Origin of the sequence: Aminobacter sp. BA135 (genome assembly GCF_050859125.1) — a bacterium.
In the GTDB taxonomy this organism is placed as follows: Bacteria; Pseudomonadota; Alphaproteobacteria; order Rhizobiales; family Rhizobiaceae; genus Aminobacter; species Aminobacter ciceronei.
In genome coordinates, this window is the sequence record NZ_CP139572.1 from 1646286 (window position 1) to 1670788 (window position 24503).

Sequence of the window (24503 nt, forward strand, 5' to 3'; positions counted from 1 at the left end):
GACCTGATCTGGGAGAAGCTTGCCCGGGAGGGGGCCTGGGAGAACTGCACAGTCGGCCTCTGAAAGGACCGCGCATGCTGTGGAATCTCGATCCGGGCTGGCTGATGATGGCGGTCGCATTCGTCGCCGTCATGGCCTTCTTCTTTGGTGCTGCACTCGACGCCATCATGAAGGACGACGGCTTCGGCCCGACCGGCAACATGCTGCTGTTCACCACTGGCTTCTTCGGCGCGGTGCTCGTCGCCAACAGCTACGGCATCACGCTGCGCGACCTGCAACTGGCGACCGCCTGGGGGCTTGGCGGCGCGTTCATCTTCATCAGCGTGCTTGCGCTGATCAAGGCGGCGATCGCGCGGATGCTACAACCTTAGTGCATTGGCCTGGTGCATCGGCCCGAAAATCGGCATCGATTTTCGGAACGCACGATGCACAGATTCTTAGGGGCTGGAGCGTCCTTTGTACGGCCAATCGAATGCACGGCGCTCCAGCATCGCCTTGACCGACTCTGGCGTCTCACCGGCCTCCCGCAATGCGGCGAGGCCGGTGTCGCGTTGGCTTTTCGACAGCTTTCGTCCATCAGGACCTGTTATCAGCCGGTGGTGGAAATAGCCCGGCTGCGGCAGGCCGAGCACCTGCTGCAGCAGGCGCTGTACCGAGGTCGCGAAATAGAGGTCCTTGCCGCGCACGACATGGCTCACGCCCTGCAGTGCGTCGTCGAGCACCACCGACAGGTGATAGCTCGTCGGGATCTCCCGTCGGGCGATGATCACGTCGCCCCATTGCAGCGGGTCGGCGGCAATTTCCGCCACGCCATCCATCGCCTCGTCGGCCCATTCGCGCCAGCTCAAATGGCCGTCCAGCCGCGCCAGTGCTGCGGCGGTATCGAGCCGCCAGGCAAAGGGCGCGCCCGCATTGATACGGCGCCGGCGCTCCCGCTGCGACATCTCCTTGTCTGCGCCGGGATAGACCGGCGCGCCGTCTGGATCGCGCGGCCAGCTTTCTCCCGACGCCTCATGGTCCATGATCGCGCCGCGTATCTCGCCCCGGCTCATGAAGGCGGGATAGACGAGTTCGTCCTTCTTCAGCCGTTCGAGCGCTGCCTCGTATTCGGCGAAATGGTCCGACTGGCGCCGTACCGGCCGCTCGTAGGCGACACCCAGCCAGGCGAGGTCGCGCAAGATGCCGGCCTCGAACTCCGGATTGCAGCGAGTTACGTCGATGTCCTCGATGCGCAGCAGCAGCCGGCCGCCGGCACTGGCCGCCATCCTTTCATTGGTCAACGCCGATAGCGCGTGGCCGAGGTGCAATTCGCCGTTGGGACTTGGCGCGAAGCGAAAGACAGGAGCCGTCATGAGCGTTGCTGGTGCCGGATTGAAGGTGTGCCTTGCCGATTGCTACGTTGCCTGCCGCAACCTAACAAGTGACGCATGCGCCGCATCTCCAATCTCGACGACGTCAATTTCGGCCTCGACGCGTTATGCGCGATCGATCCACGCCTGCAGGCGGTTCGCGGCATGGCCGGCGAGGTGCCGCTCAGGCTGACCGAACCGGGCTTTGCCAGCCTCGCCTCGATCATCGTTTCGCAGCAGGTGTCGACGGCAAGTGCCAAGGCGATCTTCGGCCGCCTGACAGCTCTGGTCGATCCACTGACGCCGCAAGGCCTGCTTGCCGCAGGTGAGGGCATGTTCCGCGAGGCCGGCCTGTCACGGCCAAAGCAGCGCACGCTTCAGGCGGTGGCGCAGGCAGCGACCGACGGCCTCGACCTCGACGGGCTCTGCCGGCTCGACGCCCAGGAAGCGATGGCGGCGATGATCGCAATTCCCGGTATCGGCCCGTGGACGGCGGAGGTGTATCTGCTGTTCGCCGCCGGCCATCCCGATATTTTTCCGGCCCGCGATGTCGCCTTGCAATCGGCCGTAGGCCATGCGCTGGGCATCGATCCGCGCCCCGCTGAGAAGGCACTGATTCGGCTTGCCGAATCATGGGCGCCGTGGCGAGGGGTCGCATCGAGGCTGTTCTGGGCGTATTATCGCGAGACCCGTGGTCGCGATGGCGCGCCGCCGGCTGGAAATCCTGCGTAAATCCGCAAAATCGCGGTTTTTTAACGGGTTATATGACCGGCCAGACGCTTCACATTCCTGTCACCTCGGGCTTACAGTATTCGTGCCGTTAGGTTCGAGGACCAAGGAGGTGCAGGAAGTGACGGTTGCCGTGTCTCCGGATGGGCTCCCAGCACTAGTGCTGAATGCGGATTATCGTCCGCTCAGCTACTACCCCTTGTCGTTGTGGTCCTGGCAGGACGCGATCAAGGCGGTGTTCCTCGACCGCGTCAACATCGTCGCCGAATACGAGCACGCCGTCTCATCGCCGACCTTTTCGATGAAGCTGCCCAGCGTCGTCAGCCTGAAGCATTATGTGAAGCCGTCGCGCTATCCCGCCTTCACCCGTTTCAACGTCTTCCTGCGCGACCGCTTCCAGTGCCAATATTGCGGCACCCCGGAGGATCTGACCTTTGACCACGTCATCCCGCGCCACAGCGGCGGGGCGACCACGTGGGAAAACGTCGTCGCGGCCTGCTCGCCCTGCAATCTCAGGAAGGGCGGCATGATGCCGTCGCAGGCCAAGATGTGGCCGCTGCAGAAGCCGTTCCAGCCGACGGTGCACGACCTGCACAACAATGGCCGGCTGTTCCCACCCAACCATCTGCACGAAAGCTGGATGGACTATCTCTACTGGGATGTTGAGCTCGAGCCTTGATGAAGGCTGATCTCCCCCTTTTTGGGGGAGATGTCCGGCAGGACCGAGGGGGCGAAGGATCGCGACCCCTGAGGTGCTACCCCTTTCTGAAAGCCCCACGCAACGCCACCGCCGCCAGGAAAGCGCTGGCGAGAACGTTCCAGCCGGCGAAGGACAGGCCGAGCACGCGCAAGGCGGCATCCTCGCAACGTGGCGGCACGACGTTGTTGAGCACGTCGAGCAGGCCCTTGCCGCCGGTGTCGATCGTGCCGCTGACGGCCGCGCAATCGGTCGGGCCGGCCCACCAGCGCCATTCGACACCGGCATGGTAGGCGCCGAGATAGAGCCCGTAGAGCATCAGCAATCCACCGACGGCCAGGAGCGCGCGAGTCATCCAGGCCGGCCAGTGTAGCGCCGACGACAGCGCCGCCAGCGCCATCAGCGGCACTCCGACATAATAGGGCGTGCGCTGCTCGAGGCAGAGCTTGCAGGGCAGGTAGCCGCCGATGTGCTGGAAGCCGAGTGCTGTGCCGACGACGGCTGCCATGGCGACGGTGAGGAAGATTGCGGTCAGCGTCTGGCTGCGGCCGGTCGGAGAGGCGAGGGAGGTCATTCTTGGGTGCCCAGCTGTTGTTACCGGCATTTGCCGTTCAGTGGAGGTATCTGACGAGAAGATAGAGCAAAATAAGGGCAACGGCGGCGAGGCCGGCGAGCAGCCCGAGGCGCTTTTCGATGAATTCGCGGATCGGCTCGCCATAGGTGCGCAGCAGCCAGGCCAGGAACAGGAAGCGGGCGCCGCGGGCGACGATCGCCGAGACGATGAACCAGCCAAGCGGGAAGCTGACGACGCCGGCGAGAATGGTCACCACCTTGATCGGCGGCAGGTGCGACAGCCCTGAGGTGACCAGCATCAACAGGATGATGCCGGCGCCCGACGAGCCCTTGAGCGCTTCGAACTCGTCATACTTGCCGTAGAATTCGAGCACCGGCTTTGCCACCGCCTCGAAGGCGTAGTGGCCGATATACCAACCGGCGATGCCGCCGAGCACTGAGGCCACGGTGGCGATGATTGCGTAACGATAGGCCTTGTCCGGTCGCGACAGCGCCATCGGCAGGTAGAGCACGTCGGCCGGTACCAGGAAGACCGAGCTTTCGACGAAGGCGATGAAGGCCAGCCACCATTCGGCGGATTTCCTTGCCGCGAGCGACAAGGTCCAGTCGTAGAGTCGGCGAAGCATCTGGCCCCCTTGAGATATGCGCTGCCTGTTTAGGAAGAATTGCTGTGGCGCACAATGCTTGGGGTCTTCACGAATGTGAAAGCCGGGGCAACGTTACATCCTGTCGCGTGATCACGCTTGAGACATACTTGCCCGGGCCATCGCCGCAGATGAAGCGCGATGGCAGGCAATCGGCGGCCGTGGCCGCCGATCATGGTGTGGTGCTATGCGGCGCGCCCGGCCGCCACATGCTGCCCGGGCTGCAGCGCATCGAGCGCGAAGCTGCCCACGCCTACCGGGGCCAGCCCGTCCACCGCCTGGATGATCTCGGCCGCGTCCTCGGTCGAAAACCCGCCATAGAGCTCGATCAGGCCAAATCCTTCCCGGGCGAGCCGTGCTGCAACCTCGGCGGCGGTTGCCCCATCCGGAACGGCAATGAAATGCGTGTCGAGCGGCGGAAAACTGGTCACGAACCTGTCACGCTCCGGTTCGGCATCCCGCTTCAGGATGATGAAGGCCGCCAGCGGCGGCTTGCCGTCGATGAAGGCCTGATTGTAGGCAGCCGCCGGCTGCAAGGATTCGATGCCAAAGGTCACCGAGCTCACCTTGACGTCGTGTCCGACGACGGCCGAGACCTTGGGGCGCCACGCCGGCGAGATGCCGCCGCACAGCTCAATCAGCTTGGCTCCCTGCGCGGCGAGCTCATGCGCCACCGCCGGTGCCTGTATCGGATCGCCCAGGGCAATGATGGTGATCCTGCCGTCCGGCGTCTCCAGCACGCTTCGGTCGATGGTCGGGTCGGCGCCGGGAGCTTCATAGATCAGGGCCTTGTCGATATGCATGTTGTGTCCTCGTTTGTCTTGGATAGCGACAAGTTGCGACAGAACACTGATCTTGGTAATTGCTATTGTTCTGCAACCGCTGATCGAAGAAATCGAACTGTGCTTGACAATCTGACGCTGGACCAGATGCGAACCTTCGTTGCCGTCGTCGAAGGTGGCAGCTTTCGCGCCGGTGCTGCGCGGCTGTCGCGGGTGCAATCGGCGATCAGCCATGCCATCGGCAACCTTGAAGCCGAGCTCAAGGTGGCGCTGTTCACCCGCACCGGCCGGAAGCCCGAATTGACCGCCGAAGGGCAGGCGCTGCTCACTGATGCCAGGGCGATCCTGATCAAGGTCGACGCCATGCGCGCCCGGGCGCGTGGGCTGGGGCAGGGGCTGGAGCTTTCGCTCGCAATAGCCGTCGATCCGGTTATCCCTGCCGGCATCCTGGCCGGCGCGCTTCTCGACCTCAGCGCCGAACACCCCTCGGTCGGTGTCGCGCTGAAGACGTTGCCGATGCGTGCGGCATTGCACGCACTCATCAACCGGCACTGCACGCTCGCCATCACCACCGACACCCAGCGCGACAGCCTCGTCGAAGCCGAGTTCCTTGGCCCCGCGCAGCCTTTCGTCGCTGTGTGTGCTGCCCATCACCCGCTCGCGGCGCCGCACGCAGCCGGCTGGTCGGCGGTGGACCTGTCCGACCACTTACAGATCGTCGTCAGCGATCCCTCGCCGATGAGCGAAGGGCTGGATTTCGGCGTGCTGTCACCCGGCACCTGGCGTGTCAGCGACCTCGCGACCAAGCTGGCACTGATCCGGGCCGGCATCGGCTGGGGCAATCTTCCCAGCTGGATGGTCGACGTCGACCTCGCCCGCGGCGCCCTTGTGCGCGTCACTGCCACGGCCCTGGGCTCACAGTCCGAGACAGCGCTGTCCGCCTACTTGCTCTGGCGCATCGACCAGCCCCCAGGCCCCGCCGCGCGCTACCTGCGCGAGCGGCTGCTGGCACGTCTTGACGGAGGCAGGTAGTTGCGCGCGACCGCTTTTGCTGTGCCGGCGAACGCCGTACCGGCATGAAGTTGAGCAAAGGCGCCGCTCCCCAGTTGACGAAGGGCCGCCCGACCGTATAGTCCGCGACCATTCTGTCCGTTTAGGGCAGGCCCCTATGGCGGAATTGGTAGACGCGCTCGACTCAAAATCGAGTTCCGCAAGGAGTGCTGGTTCGATCCCGGCTAGGGGCACCATTGACCTTCACGCAGCACTGCGGCGCGGAAGGCGGCTTTGATTGCTCAATCATGCCTTGCATTGTGCCGTCGCGGTGAGGTGAGCCTTCGGGCAAAAATCCGGCAGGCAAGGTCGCAAGCGCCTTTCAAGTACTACCAAAAATAGATCGTTTGCGCGTTTGTCACAATATTAGGAGCCGGTGTATAAAATCGGCCATTGAAGCGTTTATCGTCTATTAACAGGCTTTTGCACATGCGCGGAGAGTTTCGGGTCGCGATTGTCATCCATGCATTCTACATGGATGCATTCGATGAAATCCTCGACCTCGCCCAAGCTCTCCCGGCACAACACAAGCTCTTCGTAACGACCGTTCCGGTTCATGAGGCGCTGGTGCGCTCGCGGCTCGATGCTGCGGAGCGAGACTACAGCCTTGGCGTCTTCGAAAATCGGGGCCGCGACATCCTGCCTTTCCTTCGCATGTTTCCAGCTGTTCGCGCCGAGGGCTTTGACGTCGTCATCAAGGTTCACACCAAGAAATCGCCGCATCTGAAGGATGGCGACAGCTGGCGCCGTATGTTGGTCGCTGCATTGCTGCAGCCCCAGGCGCTGCAGCAATTGACTTCGGCATTTCAGGCCGACGCTTCGCTGGGCATTGTCTGTCCCGAAGGTCATTTCCTCTCGCTCGCCCGCTACATGGGCGGAAACGAAGCGCGCGTCCTTGCCATCGCCCAGCGCCTTGGCCTGGGCCGGGCGCAGCTGCTTGATGCCGGCTATTGCGCTGGAACGATGTTCATGGCGCGTACAGACGTCATCGCGCCACTGGCCGATCTCGGCTTCACGGCCAAGGCCTTCGAGGCGCAGGACAACCAGTTCGACGGGACGATGGCGCATGCGTTCGAACGCTGTCTGGGTCTGGGGGGCGTCGCCCTTGGCCGCCGCATCGCCTCGAGCGCCGATCCGTTTGGACATGCCGGCTTCAACGACAGCTACGCCTTTACGAGACAGCCACGTCGGCCATCCGCGTCGGCACGCCTGAAATCGGGCTTCAAGGCCGCCCAGGGCACTGAGAACGCGTGGCGATGCGTTCGCATATCTTCGTGACGATTGCGGCCCAGCTTTCGCTGCCCAAGCTCGTCGCCGGAAGCCTGAGATCCCGACAGATCTGGCCATTCATCGCCCCAACATCCCCGCCGTCAATTTCGGTCAGCCGCAGCCTGAGCTTGTCCGGCGTGTAGACGGTGGAAACGGATCTTGCGATCGGCAGGATTGCCGCGGAGAAACCGATTTCCCCTTTTCGGATCGCCCATAGCCGCGAATTCACCGGCAGGTATTGCTTCCAAAAGCGCGTGAATTCGGAACTTGCAACGATCCTATGCCCCACGGAGAAGCAAAAGGACTGCATGTGGTAGCCATGTTCCCGGTTTTCGAACGAACCGACCATGTCGGCTTCCGCGCCTGCCAACTCCCTGAACAGCGGAGTGAGCCCGTTGCTGAAGAAGTACACGCTGTCATTCAGGTAGAGCAGGCGCGTTGCCCCGGTATTTTCGAGCAGGTGAAGTGTCGCATCCCGATAACCGCCAAAGTCGAGGCCGGCATTGTCGCGAACGATGAGCTTCGAACAGCGTTGCTTTAGATCGGCCAGTCGCTCGGCGTCCAGGCCGTGATTGACCACCAGGACGACGTTCGCCTGGGCCTCGTCCAATGATGCCAGTGCATTGTCGACATACCATGGCGTCTTGTGGGGCTGCCAGATCAGGAAGATGGCGTACACGCTGCCCGGGTGATGCCGCTTGCCCTGGTGAACCTGATATGGCTCGTCCCTGCCGAGGCTTCGATTGAACCTGGACTTGATGACCTCGAATTCGTGGTAGCGGATCTTGGCAACACGCTTCTTGAGGGACCGCAGAAGTCGCAATTTTGGCATTCCGATCCCGGTCTGGTGTTGCTTTGGCGGTCGGACACCGGCAGACGCAATGGAATGCCTGCCGAGGCGCGGCGCTCTGGACCGTTTTCTTGACGCCGAGCGCTTCCGATATTAGGCAGGCTTTCTGTTGGTTGGTAGGTCAACTCCGATCCAGCCACAATGAAATCCCTCGCGGAGGAGCGGAGACGACCGTCCATGCTCGAACGGCGCGACACTTACGACGCCCTCTATCGCGATTTCCGCTGGCAGATTCCGCAAAAGTTCAACATCGGCACCGCTGTTTCAGACCGCTGGGCTGCTGTCGACCCTGACCGAACGGCGCTGCTCGACTACCGCATCGACGGTGCAGCCGAAGAGCTTTCTTTCGGCGAGCTTTCGCGCCGCTCCAACGCATTCGCCAATTCCTTGCGGGCCAGGGGCGTACGCCGCGGCGACCGGGTGGCGCTGCTGTTGCCGCAAAGCTTCGAGACGGCGATCGCCCATGTCGCGATCTACAAGCTCGGCGCGATCGTCGTGCCGCTGGCCTTGCTGTTCGGCGTCGAGGCGCTCGAATACCGGCTGCAGACAGCTGGCGTCAGGGCGATCGTCACCAACGAGGCAGGTTTCGCAAAGGTCAGCCAGGTCAGCGGCCGGCTGCCCGAGCTCGAAGCGATCGTCGTTGTCAGCGGCGGCGATGTCGACGATTTCCATCGCCTGCTCGCCGCGCATTCGCCTGACTTTACAGCCGAGGACACTGGCCCAGACGATCCGGCGATGATGATCTTCACCTCCGGCACGACGGGCCCGCCGAAGGGCGCGCTGCACGGCCACCGAGTCCTGCTCGGCCATCTCCCCGGTATCCAGATGGCGCAGGAGTTCATGCCGCAGTCGGGCGACCTGTTGTGGACCCCGGCCGACTGGGCCTGGGCCGGCGGCCTGCTCAACCTGCTGCTGCCCGGGCTCTATTTCGGCCTGCCGGTGGTCGCTGCCCGCTTCGACAAGTTCGCACCCGAGGCCGCACTGCTGCTGATGGAAAAGATGGCGGTGCGCAACGCCTTCATCCCGCCGACGGCGCTGCGCATGCTCAAGGTCGTGCCCGACATCGGCAAGCGCTTCCGGCTCAGCCTGCGCAGTGTCGGCTCGGCCGGCGAGTCGCTTGGGCGCGAAACCTACGATTGGGCCACAACCGAGCTCGGGCTTGTCGTCAACGAGTTCTACGGCCAGACCGAATGCAATGCGGTGCTCGCCTCCTGCGCCGGCCTCGGCATCAGCAAGGGTGGGGCCATCGGCAAGGCGGTACCAGGCCATCGCGTCGCCATCATCGACGGCGACGGCCGCCGCGTGCCGCCGGGCGTGTCGGGCCAGATTGCCGTTGCCCGGCCGAACCCTGTCATGTTCCTCGAATATTGGCAGAGCCCCGAGGCGACCCAGAAGAAGTTCATCGGCGAGTGGATGACGACGGGCGATCAGGGCATCGAGGACGAGGACGGCTACGTCTCCTTCTTCGGTCGCGACGACGACGTCATCACCTCGGCCGGCTTCCGCATCGGCCCCGGCGAGATAGAGGACTGCCTGACAGGCCACCCGGCGGTGGCGCTTGCAGCCGCCGTCGGCAAGCCCGACGCGCTGCGCACCGAGATCGTCAAAGCCTATGTCGTGCTCAAGGATGGGGCTGTGGGCGACGCGACACTCGCCGACGAGATCAAGCTCTGGGTGCGCGAGCGCCTGTCGGCACATGAATATCCGCGCGAGGTCGAGTTCGTCGATTCCATGCCGCTGACCACCACCGGCAAGGTCATTCGCCGCATTTTTCGCGACCGGGCGAAGCGCGAGACGAAGACAAGCTGAGCTTGATCCGGAGCCTTGCCTAGCGCTTTTTGAGCAGGCTGCGCACGCGGTCGCGCAGCTTGACGGCGAGCTTGCGTGTCTCGCGGTAGAGGTGCAACTGCGAGGCCGCCTGCCGTGTAACGCGGTCGGCGTCCGGCGTCAGCCCGACGACGAAGGTGCCCATCGGTTTGCGCTCGCTCCACATCTTGCCGACCAGCGGATGGTCGGGCACGGCGCAGCTGTCGGTCATCATGATGTTGGGGTCGTCGAGGTGATGTTCGGTCACCGCCATCATCAGCAACGCGCCCGGTGAAAAAGCCGACAGCGTCTCGTCATAGGCGGTCTTCCAGGTGTAGGCGACGCCGGCCTCGACGAAAACGACAAGGCTGGCGATGGTGCGGCCGTCGAGCATCAGTGAATGGATGCGGCACATGTCCTGTTCCGACATGCGGTGCACCGCCTCGCGGGCGAAAGCGGCGCGGTAGCGGTCGATCGCCATGGCGGTGCGCTGGCGTCCCTTCCAGCCGGAAGCTTCCAGCGTCAGGAACTGTTCGATGGCGTGGCGCACGTCGTCCTGGGTGCGGGCAACCTTGTGCTCGACGACGCCCTGATCAGCGAGTCGGCGGCCCAGCCGGCGGAATTCCTTGTAGTGGCGGCTGCCGAGCGCCTCCTTGAGATAGTCTTCGCCCTCGGCGTCGCTTTCGAGGAAGGGCCGTTCGAACTGACCGGTCACCACCAGCGGCAGGTTGCGCGATTCGGCCGTTGCGCTCAGCATCCGCGCCACGGCGCCGTCGAGGCGCATGTCGGGCATGACGAACACTTTCGGCAGCTTGAGATGCGGCCGTGCCAGCATGGCGAAGAAGTCGGCGATCACCCCTTCAGGATCGTCGCGGTCGAGCAGCGGCGTGCCGAGCGGGCCGAACGGGCTCGACCATGTCCGCATGACAGGTATGCCCAGCGGCACCGCCGGCTTCTCCACCGAATAGGGCACCAGCAGCCGCAGCCGGCTGCGATACTCGGTACCGTCGCGGATCACAGCGAGGCGCACCTCGCGGTCCTCGAGCCGCGGCATGGCGGGCGCCAGGAAACGCGGGTTGAAAAAGACGTTGGGCTCGATTGTGCGGGCGCAGAGATGGTCGAGCTCCTCGACCAGGTCGAAGCCGGCGGAAGCCGGATAGATCGCCAGCCTGCGCAGCGGTCTTTCGGCCGATGTCAGTTCGAGATGGGCGAGATCGGCGGCGTCGGCCGGTACGCCGGCAATGCCGGCGATCAGCGAGCCCGCCGTGCCGCCACTGGTTTCCTCGAGAAGCGGTATGGCTGCCATCAGGCGTTCTCTACCGTGCGTTTCGTGGGAATGAACAGGACCATGACGATACCGAGTTTGCGCCAGACGGTGAAAGACAGGGCGGTGGCCTCGAAGATCATCGCCGCCGACGTGGCGATCGCCGCGCCCCACAGTCCGAGCGTCGGGATCAGCAGCACGTTGAGGCCGATGTTGAGTGCGAGCGTCGCGGCATAAACCATGGCACAGACATTCTGGTGACCACTCATCGTCAAAAGGCTCTCGCACGGGCCTACCGCCGAACGCGCGACGACGGCCGAAACCAGCAGGAACAGCAGCGGGTAACCATCGCTGAAGCCGGGGCCGAACATGGCGAGCAGCGGCTCGCCGAGCAGCAGCACCACGATGCCCATCGCCAGTGACGGCCAGAACGTCCACGACACCGTCTCGCGGGCAAAGCCGTCGAGCTTTTCGGTGTCGCCATGGGCGATCCGCGCATAGCGCTGGGCGACGCCCGCCTTGACCGCGAAATAGACGAAATGCACCAGCGCCAGCGTCTTCACGGTGGCGAAATAGACCGCCACCTTGTCCGGCTCCATGTAGGCGCCGACCATCAGCACGTCGGCGTTGGTGAGCAGGAAGAAGAAGCTCTCGACAAGGAAGATCGGCAGCGAGATCTTCAGCCAGTAGCCGAGCCGGTAGTTGCGCGGGCCAGCGGGGGTACGCCTGTCGGCGCGTGAGGTGATGCGGACGAGCTGGCTGAGCGTCGTCACATAGGTGGCGAGGATGGAGGCCATGACCGCGGTCTCGGCCGTCGGCGCAAAGCCTGTGGCGACGGCTCCGGCCATGAACACCAGGATCAGCACCGGCCGTGTGATGTAGGTCGGCACAAGCGCGGCGAAGGCCCAGGAATTGGCCCGGGCGACGCCTTGCAGCACGTCTGACAACGCCAGCATTGGCAGGCAGATCATCCCGAGGAAGAACGGCACGAAATAGTAGCTCTCGATCCGGCCGGAAAATGCCCAGACGCCGGCCATGCCAAGTGCTGCGATGATTGTCGAGGCGATGATCACGAACAGGCGGCTCGCCACCAGCACGCCGCGCAGATCGTCCAGAAGGCCCTTTTCACGGTATTCGGACATGAAGCGGATGATCGAGGTGTGGAAGCCGAAGCAGGACAGCGAGCCGACGATGATCATCGTCACCCACACCAGGACGAAAATGCCGTATTCGAAGCTGCCCATCCAGCGCGCCAGCAGCACCTGGCTGACGAAGGCGATGGCAGCACTGACGATGCGCACGGCGAACGCAAACAGCGACATGCGGCCGGCCTCGCTGCGCTCGTCGGTGCTGAACAGGACTGCGTCGACGCGGCGCAACAGCGGCATGATGCGCGAGGCGATCTGCCCCGGCAGCCACCGTTCGGCCGTCATCGCTGCGGAAAAACGCAACTCGATACACTCCTTCTTCCGCGATTTCGCTCACAGCATGTAGCCGATAGCGATTAAGAAACGGTTGGGTGGACCAGACAACCGGGGGAGAGGGGCGGCATGATCTCAGACGACGAACGCAAATCGATGCTGCGGGCGCATTCGATCGGCCCGAAGATGATCAGCTATCTCCAGGACATCGGCATCACGCGTCTCGATGATCTCAAGGGCGCCGATCCGCTTGAGATCGCTATGCGCATCGACATATCAGTCGGGCGCAAGCACATGAACAGCCTGGGCGTGGCGGCGCTGCGCAACCTCATCGAACTGGCGAACACCAAGGCTTGATCGGGAAGCCGGACGCCGTGGGGTTGACTGGCTCGCTTGTCGGAGCCATCTAGGCCGCGTGGGCAGTTTACCCAACGGACTGCGCCGCATGAACCCAAGGAAACAACCATGAACAGCGACAGTCATAGTCGATCGACCAAGCCGTCGACGCCGACCGAAGGGACTGATCGCGGTTGATCGCTCCCCCGGGTCGCCGCCGATGGCTTTCGGCGCGACTGAAGGGGTGAGAAATGAGCTACACCACCATCATCGAAGAGCTGCGCGACGACGCAGTCATCCGCGACAACGCGGCCATCGCTTCGCGTCTTGCGGAGGAAACGGCACCCGACATCGTCGAGGTGCTCAACACTTGCGATATCGGGCAAACCGCCCAACTGCTTGAGTTGATGCCGGTGGAGCGGGCTGTCGAAGTGCTCGACCAGCCGGCATTCGACCATGCGGCCGAACTGCTTTCGATTCTGCCGGGGCATACGGCCGCGCGCCTGCTTGCGGGCATGTCCGCCGACCGTGCCGCCGATGCGCTGCGCGAGATAGATCCCGGCGTACGGGCCGAATTGCTGACCGGCCTCGACGGCGAAACGCGCGCGGCGCTGGAACGGCTTCTGGCCTATCCGGAAGGCTGCGTCGGCGCCATGATGACCACGGAATTCGTCTCGGTGCCGTCCAATTGGACGGTGGCCGAGGTACTTCGCCACGTGCGGGCGGTCGAGAGCACGCGCGAAACCGTCTATGCGGTGTTCGTTGTCGATCCCTTGCGGCAAACCCTTGTCCATGCGGTGCCGCTGCGGCGCGTCATTTCGGCTGATCCGAGAGCTTCGATCCTGTCAGCCGTTCCGAAGCGCCGGCTGATCAAGACGTCTGCGCTGGCGCCGCGTGAGGAGGCCGTGCGCCTGATTGCCAAATACGACCTGCTGGCGGTACCGGTTGTCGACAGCAGGAACCACCTCATCGGCATCGTCACCGTCGACGACGTCATCGACACCATGGTCAAGCGCGACACCGAGCAGGTTCATCGCATGGGCGGCATGGAGGCGCTGGACGAGCACTATATGGACATCGGCTTTTTCAGGATGATCCGAAAGCGGGCCGGCTGGCTGAGCGTGCTGTTCCTGTCCGAAATGCTGACGGCTTCTGCCATGCAGAGCTTCGAGGGCGAGCTCGAAAAGGCCATCGTGCTGACGCTGTTCATTCCGCTGATCATGAGCTCGGGCGGCAATTCCGGCAGCCAGGCAAGCTCGCTGCTGATCCGGGCACTGGCGCTGCACGAAGTGCGCCTGGGCGATTGGTGGAAGGTGGCGTTGCGCGAGTTGCCGGCCGGCCTCACGCTGGGCTCGATCCTGGGCGTCATCGGCATGGTGCGCATCGTCACCTGGCAGATGCTCGGCTTCTACGACTACGGTCCGCACTGGCAGTTGGTCGCCCTGACCATCGGCGCGACGCTTGTCGGCATCGTGACCTTCGGCTCGATGACCGGCTCGATGCTGCCGTTTGTGCTGAAGCGACTTGGTTTCGACCCGGCGACTGCCTCGGCGCCGTTCGTCGCGACGCTGGTCGATGTCACCGGATTGGTGATCTATTTCAGCATCGCGCTGGTAATCCTTCACGGCACGCTGCTGTAGCCCGATCGCAAACGAAAACGGCGGCCCGTCAGGCCGCCGTTTTCATACAAAGGCTGCGAAGCCTGTCAGGCGAAGGTGCCGTGGCAGTGCTTGTACTTCTTGCCCGAACCGCAGGGGCAGGGCTCGTTGCGGCCGACGCGGCCCCAGGTCGACTGGTCGTTGGGGTTGCGATCCTCGGCGGCAACGACGCGGCTGTCCTCGAGCACCGCAACCGAGCCCTCGCCGAAATCGTCCTCGCCGGTCGTGCCGTCGATGTGGTGGCCGTGCATTTCTGGTGCTTCCGGCGGCGGGGCATCCGCTGCCTGGCGCACCAGCTCGACGCGCATCAGCTGCGCGGTGACGGCCTGGCGCAGATTGCCGAGCATCGCCTGGAACAGCTCGAAGGCCTCGCCCTTGTATTCGTTCAGCGGATCGCGCTGGGCATAGCCGCGGAAGCCGACGACCGAACGCAGATGGTCGAGATTGACCAGGTGCTCGCGCCAGAGATGGTCGATGGTCTGCAGCACCACGGAGCGCTCGACATAGGTCATCACTTCGGGGCCGAAGCGCTCGGCGCGGTCGGCAGCCGCCTTGTCGGCTTCGGCGGTGATGCGGTCGCGCACTTCCTCTTCGGCGATGCCCTCTTCCTTTGCCCACTCTTCGATCGGCAGGTCGAGATTGAGATACTGGATCACGCCCTCCTTGAGGCCTGCGACATCCCATTGTTCGGCATAGGCGTTTTCGGGAATGTGCTTGGCGACGAGATCGTCGATCACGTCGTGGCGCATCTCGGCGACGCGGTCGGTCAGGCTGGTCGCATCCATCAGCTCGATGCGCTGCTCGAACACCACCTTGCGCTGGTCGTTCGACACGTCGTCGTACTTCAGCAGGTTCTTGCGGATGTCGAAGTTGCGCGCCTCGACTTTCTTTTGCGCCTTTTCCAGCGCCTTGTTGATCCAGGGGTGGACGATGGCCTCGTCTTCCTTGAGGCCGAGCTTGGTCAGCATGCCGTCCATGCGTTCGGAACCGAAGATGCGCATCAAATCGTCCTGCAGCGACAGGAAGAACTTCGAGCGGCCCGGATCGCCCTGGCGGCCGGAGCGGCCACGCAGCTGGTTGTCGATGCGGCGGCTTTCATGGCGTTCGGTGGCCAGCACGTAGAGGCCGCCGGCGGCCAGCGCCTTTTCCTTGAGGCGGGCGACGTCCTCGCGGATCGCCTTTTCCTTGGCGTCGCGCTCGGCACCGGCCGGCATGTCGCCCAGTTCCTCGGCAATGCGCATGTCGGCGTTGCCGCCGAGCTGGATGTCGGTGCCGCGGCCGGCCATGTTGGTGGCAATCGTGATCGAGCCGGGCTTGCCGGCCTGGGCGACGATCGAGGCCTCGCGCTCGTGGTGACGGGCGTTCAGGACCTCGAAGTCCTTGAAGCCGTCCTTGCGCAGGCGCTCGGCCAGCTGCTCGGATTTCTCGATCGAGGTCGTGCCGACCAGCGTCGGCTGGCCCTTGGCGTTGGCTTCCTTGATCTCGCGGACAATCGCCTTGTACTTCTCCTCGACCGTCCGGTAGACCTCGTCGTCCTCATCGATACGGCTGACGGGCAGGTTGGTCGGAACCTCGGTGACGTCGAGATTGTAGATGTTGCCGAACTCTTCGGCTTCCGTCAGCGCCGTACCGGTCATGCCGGCGAGCTTTTCGTACATGCGGAAGTAGTTCTGGAAGGTAACCGAGGCCAGCGTCTGGTTCTCCGGCTGGATCGCCACGTGTTCCTTGGCTTCCAGCGCCTGGTGCAGGCCCTCCGAGAAACGGCGGCCCGGCATCATGCGGCCGGTGAACTCGTCGATGATGACGATTTCGTTGTCCTTGACGATGTAGTCCTTGTCCTTCTGGAACAGGCGATGCGCCTTGAGCGCATTGTTGACGTGGTGGACCATGGCCACGTTTTCGACGTCGTAGAGCGACTCGCCCTTGAGCAGGCCTGCCTCGCGCAGCAGGTTCTCCATCTTCTCGGTGCCTTCTTCAGTGAAGATGGCGGTCTTCTGCTTCTCGTCGACTTCATAGTCGGACGGAACCATCTGCTGCATGAAGGCATCGACGGTGTTGTACATTTCCGAACGGTCCTCGAGCGGACCGGAAATGATCAGCGGCGTGCGGGCCTCGTCGACCAGGATCGAGTCGACTTCGTCGACGATCGCGAAGAAGTGACCGCGCTGCACCATCTGGGCGCGCTCATACTTCATGTTGTCGCGCAGATAGTCGAAGCCGAGCTCGTTGTTGGTGGCGTAGGTGATGTCGCAGGCATAGGCCGCGCGGCGCTCTTCGTCGGACAGGCCGTGCACGATGATGCCGACCGACAGGCCGAGGAACTTGTAGAGACGGCCCATCCATTCGGCGTCGCGGCGGGCCAGGTAGTCGTTGACGGTAACGACATGCACGCCCTTGCCGGTCAGGGCATTGAGGTAGACGGGCAGGGTGGCGACCAGCGTCTTGCCTTCGCCGGTGCGCATCTCGGCGATGCCGCGGCCGTGCAGAACCATGCCGCCGATCATCTGGACGTCGAAGGGACGCATGCCGAGCGCGCGCTTGGCGCCTTCGCGCACCGTGGCGAAGGCCGGGACCAGGAGGTCGTCAAGCGAGGCGCCGTTGGCGATGTCCTTGCGGAATTGCTCGGTCCGCGCCCGAAGCTGGTCGTCGGTCAGCGCCTGCAGTTCATTTTCCATTGCAGCGATCGCTTCCACCCGGGGCCGGGTCGACTTGACTCGGCGGTCGTTGGAGGAACCGAAAATCTTACGGGCGAGACCGCCGAGACTGACCATCAAGTGGTCCTTTCAATTCGAATGAAGCCGACTGTCCGCCGGCCAAGCCTGCCGAGGAACATAGGCTGGCAGACTCAACACGAAAAGCGCCCGGAAAAACCCTTCTGGACGCGAAGACGATGGACAGATAAGAGGGGGCACAACTTATGTCAACGTTGCAGAGAGCCTGCCGGAGACGCCAAATTCCGCCACATTCAGGTTGATTTGGAAGTGCGGTCATCACCCCACCGGAGAGTTTAGATGTCTTTTTCGTTCCGTAGCGCCTCGCTTGCCCGCGTCGGGCTTGCCGCCGGGCTTGTGGCGCTGTCGTCGCTGCCGCTGGTTGCACAGGAAACAGCGCCTGCACCCCAGGTCGCTGCCCCTGCGGCCGCTGCCGTCGATCCGAACGCGATCGTGGCGACGATCAATGGCGAGAACGTCACTGAAGCCGACATCACCTTGGCCGAGCAGGACCTTGGCCAGCAGTTCGGCAACCTGCCGCCGGAGCAGCGCCGTGCTGCTGCCTTGTCGTCGATCATCGAGATTCGCCTGATGGCCGCTCAGGCGGTCGAAAAGGGTCTCGACAAGGACGCCGACTTCCAGCGCCGCGTCGCCTTCCTCGACCAGCGCGCCCTGCATGGCGAACTGGTGGAGAAGGAAGTCGCTGGCAAGATCACCGACGATGAGATCCGCGCCCGCTACGACAAGGAAATCGCGGCCCAGAAGCCGGTCAACGAGGTCCATGCCCGCCATATCCTGGTCAAGACCAAGGAAGAGGCCGACGCGATCATCAAGAAGCTCGAAGGCGGCGAAGACTTCCAGAAGCTCGCCAACGAAAACACCACCGACCCCAGTGGCAAGACCTCGGGCGGCGATCTCGGCTTCTTCGGCCCCGGCCAGATGGTGCCGGAATTCGAGAAGGCGGCACTCGCCCTTGAAGTTGGCGCCTATTCCAAGGAGCCGGTGCAGACCCAGTTCGGCTGGCACATCATCAAGGTCGAGGACAAGCGCGCCCAGCAGCCGCCGGCATTCGAGACCGTCAAGGACCAGGTCCGCTCGCTGCTGATCCGCGAGAAATACATCGAGCTGGTCAAGCAGGTTCGCGGCGCCGGCAAGGTCGAGATCACCGATCCGGCGCTGAAGAAGGCCATCGACGCCATCGACGCGTCGAAGTAATTTTCTCACCAGAGACAACAAAGGGGGCGGTACCTACGGTGCCGCCCCCTTTGTTTGCGTGCGCCATTTCGCCGCCGTGAAGCGGTCAGCGATAGCGGGTCGAAGCCTTGAATGCGACCGGGTCGGCGGCCGCCAGCGCGCCGACGAACTCAGGCACGCGGACCGCCAGCATCATCAGCCACAGCAGCGGCCGGTCGGATGCCCGGCAGAACTGGTCGCCCACCGCATCGATGGTCCGGTGATTTTCCCGAAACGATGCCATCACTGCGCTGACCGCCAGCCCCAGCCGCGAGCGATCGCGGCGTTTGCGCAGTTTCATCAACGCAAACTGGTATCCTTTGTTACGCCGGACGTCCCAGATGAAGCCGAGGCCGTCATAGGCGTGGATGGAGACGGCGCGCGGGTCCACCGCCAATTCCACATTGTCCTCGTTCATCGCGTCTTGCCTGATGTGGGCGCTGACGAACGGTCCTTGTCCAGGCCGAAAACGATATCGCTCGAGCAGTGCGTGCCGGTAGATCGCACCGTTGCTGGAGACGTGGATCACCTTGCCACGGCGGTCGCGGCACTCGATGAAGCCGCGGTCGAGCAGCGACATCACTCGCTTCATCATGCTGCCGTCGCCATAGGAGGTTCGCCCTGACACCGCTGCGACGGTGGGGTTGTCGTCAAGGGCCTTGTGCAGCGTGGCCATCCATCCTGGCTGCGGCAGGCAATCGGCCTCGACGACCGCGATCAGCGGCTGGTGGCAGTAGGGCAGGGCCGCATCCTTGAGCTGGGAGGATTCGTCACTGTCGTGGGTGACGAGGACGACCGATGGTTCGTCCGGACCAGAGCTGTACGAAAAAGTGCTTTCCGCCGGCAGCATGACGATGATTTCGGCCGGCACCCCCGCTCGGTCGTACAGATAGGCCTGGAGCGACTGGCGCAGCTCGCCATCGCCGTCGGCCGACAGATAGTCGGAAACCACGATCAGGCTTATCGGCAATACCGCCGGCTTCATGTCGTCCATGGTCGCTTACCTCCTGACGGCGATGCCATGCACGATATGCCTGATAGCCCGCCTTAGCATAGCCTCGTCCTCGTCGAGCCGTCCGGTCAGGAGATGCACCCAGGCGTAGGACGAAACCATGTCGGCGACCTGGCTGGGGTCGACATCGGCGGCCACCTCGCCACGGGCCTTGGCCCGTTCGATCAGCTTGCCGGTATGGGCGCGTCGCCCGGCAGAGTATTCGGCCAGCGCCTCGGCGGCGGCTGGGTCCTGCTGCGCCTCGGCGACCAGCGAGCGGAAGATGTCGCCGGCCGGCGTCTCGCGCCACTGCGCAAACAGGCTTTTGGCGAAGATGAACAAGTCTTCCTCGATGCCGCCGGTGTCCGGGTAAGTGATGTCGCGCTTCTGGCGCTGATAGACCTCGAGCAAAAGCGCGGTCTTGCTCGGCCACCAGCGGTAGATCGTCGGCTTGCCGGCGCGGGCCCGACGCGCCACCGCCTCGATGGAGAAGCCGGAATAGCCGTTCTCGATCAGCACCGCCTCGGCCGCCTCGAGGATGGCTTCCGCACTTTCCAGGCTGCGTTTGGCGCCGATCGATTTGCGCGCGGCTTCGGCCTCAATGCTCATTCCGGTCTCCATTGCTGGATTATCTCTACACCACCTCTTGACGAAACGAAACGGCCCGTTTTATATAACGAAACGTTTCGTTCCGATGGAGTTGAAGATGACTGCCTCCCAAACCCGCTTTTCCCGCCCGCGTTTCGCCCTGATGGTCCTGCTCGGGGTCTATCCGCTGATCACCGCACTGCTCTACATCATCATGCCTCTGACCGACGGTTGGACGATCTGGCAGCGCACGCTGCTGATTGCGCCGCTGATGGTATCAGTGATGATCTGGGGCTTGATCCCCACGGTTCAGCGCGTCTTCCGCGGTTTCCTCAATCCGGTCGTCGGCCGAGGCTGGCCCACATCTTCGTGAGGTGAAAACGCCTTGCGAAGCCTCGCGCTATCGGGCAAACGGTGCCAACTTCAACCGTTTCCCGAGCCCGCAGAGGTTCCTTCATGTCGACTGCCGTTTCCCCGCTCGCCCCCAAGAAGTACCCCAAGATGCCTGCCGTCGAGGGCGTGCGCATCGCCACAGCCGAAGCCGGGATCAAGTACAAGGGTCGCACCGACGTGCTGGCCATGGTGTTCGATGAGGGCACGACGGCCGCCGGCGTGTTCACAAGGTCCAAGTGCCCCTCGGCTCCGGTCGATTTCTGTCGCCAGAACCTCACCGGTGGCAAGGCACGCGTCCTGATCGTCAACTCCGGTAATGCCAATGCCTTCACCGGCAAGAAGGGCCGCGAGACCACGACGTTGACCGGCGAGGCGGCGTCCAAGGCCGCCGGCTGCAAGTCGAGCGAAGTGTTCCTGGCATCCACCGGCGTCATCGGCGAGCCGCTCGACGCCGGCAAATTTAGCCACTTGCTTTCAGGTATGGTCAAGGATGCCCGGCCCGACCAGTGGACCGAAGCCGCCAAGGCGATCATGACCACCGACACCTATCCCAAGGTGGTTACCGCGACCGTCAAGCTCGGCGACACCGACGTCACCATCAATGGTATCGCCAAGGGCGCCGGCATGATTGCACCCGACATGGCGACAATGCTGTCCTTCGTTGCCACCGATGCACCCATTGCGGCCGACGTGCTGCAGGACATGCTGTCGCGCGGCACCGCCAAGACCTTCAATGCCGTCACCGTCGACAGCGATACCTCGACCTCCGACACGCTGATGCTGTTTGCCACCGGGGCCGCTGCCAAGCGCGGCGCGCCCAAGATCACCGACCCCAAGGATGCGCGGCTCGGCGCCTTCCGCCGCGCGCTCAACAAGATGCTGAAGACGCTGGCGCTGCAGGTCGTGCGTGACGGTGAAGGCGCGCGCAAGCAGGTCGAAGTTACTGTCACCGGTGCCAAGTCGGCGCGCTCGGCCAAGCGCATCGCGCTGTCGATCGCCAACTCGCCGCTGGTCAAGACCGCGGTTGCCGGTGAGGACGCCAACTGGGGCCGCGTCGTCATGGCCGTCGGCAAGGCCGGCGAGCCCGCCGACCGCGATCTCCTGTCGATCTGGTTTGGCGACAATCGCCTCGCCCACAATGGCGAGCGCGATCCGGGCTATTCGGAAGCGGCGACCTCGGCCTATATGAAGGGCGACAACATCGTCATCCGCGCCGACATCGGCCTTGGCCGTGGCAAGGCAACGGTGTGGACCTGCGACCTGACCAAGGAATATGTCGCCATCAACGGCGACTACCGGAGCTGACGTGAACCAGAACCGCCCGTCGCACGAACTTGCGATCGTCCGCCGCTACGAGGCGGCGGGTTTTCGCGCATGGCCGGCGGCGGCCGTGCATTACGACGGCACCTGGCTTGTCCGGTTGACGGCGGGCCATCCGGCCAAGCGGCTCAATTCGGTCAATCCGCTCGATCCGGCCGACATCCGCAACATTCCCGACCGCATCGCCCGCGCCAGCCGCCGCTTCGAGGCCTATGGCCGGCCGCTCACCTTTCGCATGTCGCCCTTGTCGGGGCCGGCGATAACAGCCCATCTCGACCGCGAGGGCTGGAGCACGTTTTCGGAATCGATGGTGATGCGGCTGTCGCTCGACGACGGCGTCGTCGAGCATGCGATGGACCAGATCCCGCTCAAGGACATCGGCCGCTTCGTCAGCGCTTCCATGGCGGTGCACGGGCTAGATGCATCGCTCAGGCCCGGCCTGTCCGAGATCATCGGCGCCATTCAGCCGGAAGCCGGCATGTTCGTGCTCGAGCAGGACGAGCAGCCGGTGACGGCGGCGATCTGCGTCCACGACACCGACCTTGCCGGCCTGTTCGAGATCGCCACCACCGAGGCCGAACGCGGCAAGGGTTTTGGCCGCAGGCTGGTCCTGTCGGCTCTGAAATGGGCACGCCTGCGTGGCGCGCGCCAGGCGTGGCTGCAGGTCGAGGCTGACAATGCGGGCGCCATCCGCCTGTACGAGAAAATGGGCTTCAAGGAAGTCTATCGCTACCACTACCGCCGTCCGCCGGAGGCCTGACTTGACCCATCAGGGAAAACGCCTGCTTCTGGTGGCCGCCTGCGCGCTCGTCGACGCCGATGGTCGCGTGCTTCTTGCCCAGCGTCCCGAAGGCAAGTCGCTTGCCGGCCTGTGGGAATTCCCTGGCGGCAAGGTCGAGCAGGGCGAAACGCCGGAAGAAACCCTCATTCGCGAGCTGCGCGAGGAGATCGGCATAGAGACCAAGACGGCGTGCCTGGCACCGCTGACCTTCGCCAGCCACACCTATGACGACTTTCATCTGCTGATGCCGCTCTATGTCTGCCGCCGCTTCTGGGGCATTCCGGAGCCGAAGGAAGGCCAGACCCTGAAATGGGTGCGGCCCAAGCAGATGCGCGACTACCCCATGCCGCCTGCCGACGAGCCGCTGATTCCGTTCCTCATCGACCTGCTTTGATGGGCATGTCTGCCAGCGTTAAGCCAAAGTTTATCCAATTGTGAAAAATTGAATGGCCGCCGCCCGCCTCGGCTGCGCATCGACACGGCTTTTCGCGAGGGACGTTGCCAATGCAAGCTGACAACGAGTGGGACCTCATCCGCCCAGAGCGATCGTCCCCGACTGCGAGGGCGCGGGCCGGCATCCTGCGCGTCTCGCTGCTGTTCGGCCTGATCGCGATAGCCCTGACCCTGTTCGCCACGCCGTTCCTGGAAGACAGGGCACGTCCAATCCTCGGCCAGTTGCGCCTTGACGGGCTCGACTACACCGCCACAGGATCGATCAGCCGCACCAACACCTACACGCTGCGCCGTTCGGTGCTGCAGGAAACGCCGCAGTCGGTGTGTGTCATTCATCCGCACGGCGAGCATACCGGCGACTGCTGACGATGCCCGCTTATCGCTTCACCGCCTGTTAAGCGTGCGCCGTTAACCTTTCTTAAGACGTCGGCGTTATGGTCGGGCAACAATGACGGGTGGACGCGACCGATGATCAGGCGATTTCTCAGGAACGAAAGAGGCGCCACGGCGATCGAATACAGCCTGATCGCGACGCTCATCGCCCTGGGGATCATCGGCGGCCTGGGCCAGTTCGGCACAGCCCTTCAGCTCTACTGGGAAAACATCGGCACCAAGGTCGCCGTGCACTAGACGTTTTCCGCTTTTCCTCGATTTGCGAAACCCCTCTATCTCATTGTTCTTACTCAATTCCCGACGGAAAACCGCCGTACATTTTTCATGGAATTGTAACCGCTATTGCTTGCCGTCCTCGCCAAGCACCTTTGTCAGCGACACCTGCGCCGAACCCGGCTTGAGCGGCTTCTGCTGCGAGGCATCAGGCGCCCAGCCTGACAACCAGACGAATGAAAAGCTCGCCCGCACCCGTCCATCAGGATCGGAGAAGCGCTCGGCGTAGATCTCGGCCGCGCGCTGGAACAGCCGGCGTGTCGCAGGTCTCCGTGACCGGTCGGCAAGCGCGCTGGTCGCCCCCATCGCGCGCAGGTCCTGCATCAGCCCGAACATCGTGTCGTAGCGCACCGTCACCGTCTCGACATCGGCGACCGGCAAGGCAAAGCCCGCCCGCTGCAGCAGCCCGCCGGCATCGCGTACGTCGGTGAAGGGGATAACGCGCGGGCTGGCGCCGCCCGAAAGCTCCGTCTCGGCGGCGAGCAGGCTTTCGCGCAGTTCGACGAGCGTGCCGGCACCAGCAAGCACGCCGAGGAACAGCCCGTCCGGCTTCAGTGCGCGGCGGATCTGGATCAACTGGCCGGGGATGTCGTTGGCTTCCTGCAGCGCCAGAAGCGATACGGCGATGTCGATGCTCGCCGGATCCAGCTCGATCGTCTCGGGATCCGACACGACGCCCGGTCCGCCGCCGAGAAAGGCCCTGTCGGCTTCGACGCGAAGCAATTCGTCGACCTTGCCGCTGGCAGCCAGAACAGCGGTTGCCGCCGGGCTGACCGAGAAGATCGCTGCGCCGCGCGTGAACTTGCGCTCGACCGTCGAGAGACGTTCGCCGAGGTCTTCAGCCGCGCGGGCCATCAGGAAGTCGGCGCCTGGTGTAGCTTGCGCCAGGGCTCGGCGCCGGTGCGCGATCACGAGGCTGGCGTCGAAAATGGCTTGCAC

Annotated in this window: 26 protein-coding genes and 1 tRNA gene; 16 read left to right on the forward strand and 11 right to left on the reverse strand. The window is 63.8% G+C overall.

Translation table 11 applies throughout. From position 1 onward, the window contains the following. Positions 1–74: 74 nt before the first annotated feature. Positions 75–371, forward strand: coding sequence for a hypothetical protein (locus SLT36_RS08120; RefSeq protein ID WP_067957722.1), 297 nt, complete (start codon positions 75–77; stop codon positions 369–371). A 66-nt stretch (positions 372–437) separates the two neighbouring features. Here the strand turns inward: SLT36_RS08120 and gluQRS are convergent, their stop codons facing one another. Continuing rightward, positions 438–1352: a tRNA glutamyl-Q(34) synthetase GluQRS gene (gene gluQRS / locus SLT36_RS08125; RefSeq protein WP_432286749.1), complete on the reverse strand. Its 915-nt coding sequence runs from the start codon at positions 1350–1352 to the stop codon at positions 438–440. Positions 1353–1427: 75 nt separating this feature from the next. Here gluQRS and SLT36_RS08130 point away from each other — a divergent pair, with 75 nt between their 5' ends. Both SLT36_RS08130 and SLT36_RS08135 read left to right on the forward strand, forming a co-directional pair. Beyond that, positions 1428–2081, forward strand: a complete 654-nt coding sequence (locus SLT36_RS08130; protein WP_432286751.1) for a DNA-3-methyladenine glycosylase family protein — start codon at positions 1428–1430, stop codon at positions 2079–2081. 118 nt (positions 2082–2199) lie between these two features. Beyond that, positions 2200–2757 (forward strand): HNH endonuclease, encoded by a 558-nt coding sequence (locus SLT36_RS08135; protein ID WP_067966138.1) that lies wholly within the window; start codon positions 2200–2202, stop codon positions 2755–2757. 76 nt (positions 2758–2833) lie between these two features. Here SLT36_RS08135 and SLT36_RS08140 read toward each other — a convergent pair whose 3' ends face one another. From SLT36_RS08140 to SLT36_RS08150, 3 genes are all read right to left on the reverse strand, one after another. Then, a complete protein-coding gene (locus tag SLT36_RS08140; protein WP_182575187.1) occupies positions 2834–3349 on the reverse strand; it encodes a disulfide bond formation protein B in 516 nt (171 codons plus the stop codon). Between the two features lie 37 nt (positions 3350–3386). Then, positions 3387–3974: a YqaA family protein gene (locus SLT36_RS08145; RefSeq protein ID WP_432286753.1), complete on the reverse strand. Its 588-nt coding sequence runs from the start codon at positions 3972–3974 to the stop codon at positions 3387–3389. Between the two features lie 203 nt (positions 3975–4177). Beyond that, entirely contained in the window at positions 4178–4795 is a 618-nt protein-coding gene (locus SLT36_RS08150; RefSeq protein ID WP_432286755.1) for a DUF6506 family protein, read from the reverse strand. A gap of 99 nt (positions 4796–4894) precedes the next feature. On the opposite strand from SLT36_RS08150, the gene SLT36_RS08155 reads away from it, so the two are divergent. The 3 genes from SLT36_RS08155 to SLT36_RS08165 all read left to right on the forward strand — a co-directional run bounded on the left by SLT36_RS08155 (position 4895) and on the right by SLT36_RS08165 (position 7102). Next, complete coding sequence (locus SLT36_RS08155; RefSeq protein ID WP_432286757.1) at positions 4895–5806, forward strand: LysR family transcriptional regulator; 912 nt, start codon at positions 4895–4897, stop codon at positions 5804–5806. 130 nt (positions 5807–5936) lie between these two features. After that, positions 5937–6021 (forward strand) — tRNA-Leu (locus tag SLT36_RS08160). A gap of 277 nt (positions 6022–6298) precedes the next feature. Beyond that, positions 6299–7102 (forward strand): rhamnan synthesis F family protein, encoded by an 804-nt coding sequence (locus tag SLT36_RS08165; RefSeq protein WP_432286758.1) that lies wholly within the window; start codon positions 6299–6301, stop codon positions 7100–7102. Here the strand turns inward: SLT36_RS08165 and SLT36_RS08170 are convergent. Beyond that, positions 7047–7925 carry a rhamnan synthesis F family protein gene (locus SLT36_RS08170; protein ID WP_432286759.1) on the reverse strand — a complete coding sequence of 293 codons (879 nt, stop codon included), beginning with the start codon at positions 7923–7925 and terminating at the stop codon, positions 7047–7049. The genes SLT36_RS08165 and SLT36_RS08170 overlap by 56 nt on opposite strands. Positions 7926–8120: 195 nt before the next feature. Here SLT36_RS08170 and SLT36_RS08175 point away from each other — a divergent pair, with 195 nt between their 5' ends. After that, complete coding sequence (locus tag SLT36_RS08175; protein ID WP_432286761.1) at positions 8121–9752, forward strand: AMP-binding protein; 1632 nt, start codon at positions 8121–8123, stop codon at positions 9750–9752. A 19-nt stretch (positions 9753–9771) separates the two neighbouring features. On the opposite strand, the gene SLT36_RS08180 is transcribed toward SLT36_RS08175, so the two are convergent. Next, positions 9772–11055 carry a GNAT family N-acetyltransferase gene (locus tag SLT36_RS08180; protein WP_432286762.1) on the reverse strand — a complete coding sequence of 428 codons (1284 nt, stop codon included), beginning with the start codon at positions 11053–11055 and terminating at the stop codon, positions 9772–9774. Continuing rightward, positions 11055–12314: a lipopolysaccharide biosynthesis protein gene (locus SLT36_RS08185; RefSeq protein ID WP_432288281.1), complete on the reverse strand. Its 1260-nt coding sequence runs from the start codon at positions 12312–12314 to the stop codon at positions 11055–11057. The genes SLT36_RS08180 and SLT36_RS08185 overlap by 1 nt, the downstream gene beginning before the upstream one ends. A 249-nt stretch (positions 12315–12563) precedes the next feature. Here SLT36_RS08185 and SLT36_RS08190 point away from each other — a divergent pair, with 249 nt between their 5' ends. Together SLT36_RS08190 and mgtE are read left to right on the forward strand one after the other, a co-directional pair. Then, positions 12564–12791 carry a hypothetical protein gene (locus SLT36_RS08190; RefSeq protein WP_432286763.1) on the forward strand — a complete coding sequence of 76 codons (228 nt, stop codon included), beginning with the start codon at positions 12564–12566 and terminating at the stop codon, positions 12789–12791. A 230-nt stretch (positions 12792–13021) separates the two neighbouring features. Continuing rightward, positions 13022–14410, forward strand: coding sequence for a magnesium transporter (mgtE, locus tag SLT36_RS08195; protein WP_432286765.1), 1389 nt, complete (start codon positions 13022–13024; stop codon positions 14408–14410). A gap of 65 nt (positions 14411–14475) precedes the next feature. Here the strand turns inward: mgtE and secA are convergent, their stop codons facing one another. Next, a complete protein-coding gene (gene secA / locus SLT36_RS08200; RefSeq protein WP_432286767.1) occupies positions 14476–17199 on the reverse strand; it encodes a preprotein translocase subunit SecA in 2724 nt (907 codons plus the stop codon). 240 nt (positions 17200–17439) lie between these two features. Between secA and SLT36_RS08205 the strand changes: the two genes are divergently transcribed. Continuing rightward, the gene (locus SLT36_RS08205) at positions 17440–18354 is read left to right on the forward strand and encodes a peptidylprolyl isomerase (protein ID WP_192314448.1); all 915 of its coding nucleotides are present in this window, start codon (positions 17440–17442) and stop codon (positions 18352–18354) included. Positions 18355–18439: 85 nt separating this feature from the next. Here SLT36_RS08205 and SLT36_RS08210 read toward each other — a convergent pair whose 3' ends face one another. Both SLT36_RS08210 and SLT36_RS08215 read right to left on the reverse strand, forming a co-directional pair. Then, positions 18440–19366 carry a hypothetical protein gene (locus SLT36_RS08210; RefSeq protein ID WP_432286768.1) on the reverse strand — a complete coding sequence of 309 codons (927 nt, stop codon included), beginning with the start codon at positions 19364–19366 and terminating at the stop codon, positions 18440–18442. A 6-nt stretch (positions 19367–19372) separates the two neighbouring features. Further along, a complete protein-coding gene (locus SLT36_RS08215; RefSeq protein WP_432286770.1) occupies positions 19373–19972 on the reverse strand; it encodes a TetR/AcrR family transcriptional regulator in 600 nt (199 codons plus the stop codon). A 97-nt stretch (positions 19973–20069) separates the two neighbouring features. Between SLT36_RS08215 and SLT36_RS08220 the strand changes: the two genes are divergently transcribed. The 6 genes from SLT36_RS08220 to SLT36_RS08245 all read left to right on the forward strand — a co-directional run bounded on the left by SLT36_RS08220 (position 20070) and on the right by SLT36_RS08245 (position 23528). Continuing rightward, positions 20070–20324, forward strand: a complete 255-nt coding sequence (locus SLT36_RS08220) for a hypothetical protein (protein WP_432286771.1) — start codon at positions 20070–20072, stop codon at positions 20322–20324. A gap of 83 nt (positions 20325–20407) precedes the next feature. Then, positions 20408–21649: a bifunctional glutamate N-acetyltransferase/amino-acid acetyltransferase ArgJ gene (gene argJ, locus SLT36_RS08225; RefSeq protein WP_432286773.1), complete on the forward strand. Its 1242-nt coding sequence runs from the start codon at positions 20408–20410 to the stop codon at positions 21647–21649. Beyond that, on the forward strand, positions 21618–22424 hold the full coding sequence (locus SLT36_RS08230; RefSeq protein WP_432286774.1) for a GNAT family N-acetyltransferase: 807 nt from the start codon (positions 21618–21620) through the stop codon (positions 22422–22424). Before argJ ends, SLT36_RS08230 begins: the two co-directional genes overlap by 32 nt. 1 nt (position 22425) lies before the next feature. Next, complete coding sequence (locus SLT36_RS08235; protein WP_154386154.1) at positions 22426–22839, forward strand: (deoxy)nucleoside triphosphate pyrophosphohydrolase; 414 nt, start codon at positions 22426–22428, stop codon at positions 22837–22839. 110 nt (positions 22840–22949) lie between these two features. Further along, positions 22950–23264 carry a hypothetical protein gene (locus tag SLT36_RS08240; RefSeq protein WP_432286775.1) on the forward strand — a complete coding sequence of 105 codons (315 nt, stop codon included), beginning with the start codon at positions 22950–22952 and terminating at the stop codon, positions 23262–23264. Between the two features lie 102 nt (positions 23265–23366). Beyond that, positions 23367–23528, forward strand: coding sequence for a Flp family type IVb pilin (locus SLT36_RS08245; protein ID WP_083948485.1), 162 nt, complete (start codon positions 23367–23369; stop codon positions 23526–23528). Positions 23529–23630: 102 nt separating this feature from the next. Here SLT36_RS08245 and SLT36_RS08250 read toward each other — a convergent pair whose 3' ends face one another. Then, entirely contained in the window at positions 23631–24503 is an 873-nt protein-coding gene (locus SLT36_RS08250) for a methyltransferase domain-containing protein (RefSeq protein ID WP_432286776.1), read from the reverse strand.

Coding starts and splice junctions, on each gene's coding strand:
- SLT36_RS08120 (WP_067957722.1), top strand. CDS start 75: ATGCTGTGGAATCTCGATCCGGGCTGGCTGATGATGGCGGTCGCATTC.
- gluQRS (WP_432286749.1), bottom strand. CDS start 1,352: ATGACGGCTCCTGTCTTTCGCTTCGCGCCAAGTCCCAACGGCGAATTG.
- SLT36_RS08130 (WP_432286751.1), top strand. CDS start 1,428: ATGCGCCGCATCTCCAATCTCGACGACGTCAATTTCGGCCTCGACGCG.
- SLT36_RS08140 (WP_182575187.1), bottom strand. CDS start 3,349: ATGACCTCCCTCGCCTCTCCGACCGGCCGCAGCCAGACGCTGACCGCA.
- SLT36_RS08145 (WP_432286753.1), bottom strand. CDS start 3,974: ATGCTTCGCCGACTCTACGACTGGACCTTGTCGCTCGCGGCAAGGAAA.
- SLT36_RS08150 (WP_432286755.1), bottom strand. CDS start 4,795: ATGCATATCGACAAGGCCCTGATCTATGAAGCTCCCGGCGCCGACCCG.
- SLT36_RS08165 (WP_432286758.1), top strand. CDS start 6,299: ATGGATGCATTCGATGAAATCCTCGACCTCGCCCAAGCTCTCCCGGCA.
- SLT36_RS08170 (WP_432286759.1), bottom strand. CDS start 7,925: ATGCCAAAATTGCGACTTCTGCGGTCCCTCAAGAAGCGTGTTGCCAAG.
- SLT36_RS08175 (WP_432286761.1), top strand. CDS start 8,121: ATGCTCGAACGGCGCGACACTTACGACGCCCTCTATCGCGATTTCCGC.
- SLT36_RS08180 (WP_432286762.1), bottom strand. CDS start 11,055: ATGGCAGCCATACCGCTTCTCGAGGAAACCAGTGGCGGCACGGCGGGC.
- SLT36_RS08190 (WP_432286763.1), top strand. CDS start 12,564: ATGATCTCAGACGACGAACGCAAATCGATGCTGCGGGCGCATTCGATC.
- mgtE (WP_432286765.1), top strand. CDS start 13,022: ATGAGCTACACCACCATCATCGAAGAGCTGCGCGACGACGCAGTCATC.
- secA (WP_432286767.1), bottom strand. CDS start 17,199: ATGGTCAGTCTCGGCGGTCTCGCCCGTAAGATTTTCGGTTCCTCCAAC.
- SLT36_RS08205 (WP_192314448.1), top strand. CDS start 17,440: ATGTCTTTTTCGTTCCGTAGCGCCTCGCTTGCCCGCGTCGGGCTTGCC.
- SLT36_RS08210 (WP_432286768.1), bottom strand. CDS start 19,366: ATGGACGACATGAAGCCGGCGGTATTGCCGATAAGCCTGATCGTGGTT.
- SLT36_RS08215 (WP_432286770.1), bottom strand. CDS start 19,972: ATGAGCATTGAGGCCGAAGCCGCGCGCAAATCGATCGGCGCCAAACGC.
- SLT36_RS08220 (WP_432286771.1), top strand. CDS start 20,070: ATGACTGCCTCCCAAACCCGCTTTTCCCGCCCGCGTTTCGCCCTGATG.
- argJ (WP_432286773.1), top strand. CDS start 20,408: ATGTCGACTGCCGTTTCCCCGCTCGCCCCCAAGAAGTACCCCAAGATG.
- SLT36_RS08230 (WP_432286774.1), top strand. CDS start 21,618: ATGTCGCCATCAACGGCGACTACCGGAGCTGACGTGAACCAGAACCGC.
- SLT36_RS08240 (WP_432286775.1), top strand. CDS start 22,950: ATGCAAGCTGACAACGAGTGGGACCTCATCCGCCCAGAGCGATCGTCC.
- SLT36_RS08245 (WP_083948485.1), top strand. CDS start 23,367: ATGATCAGGCGATTTCTCAGGAACGAAAGAGGCGCCACGGCGATCGAA.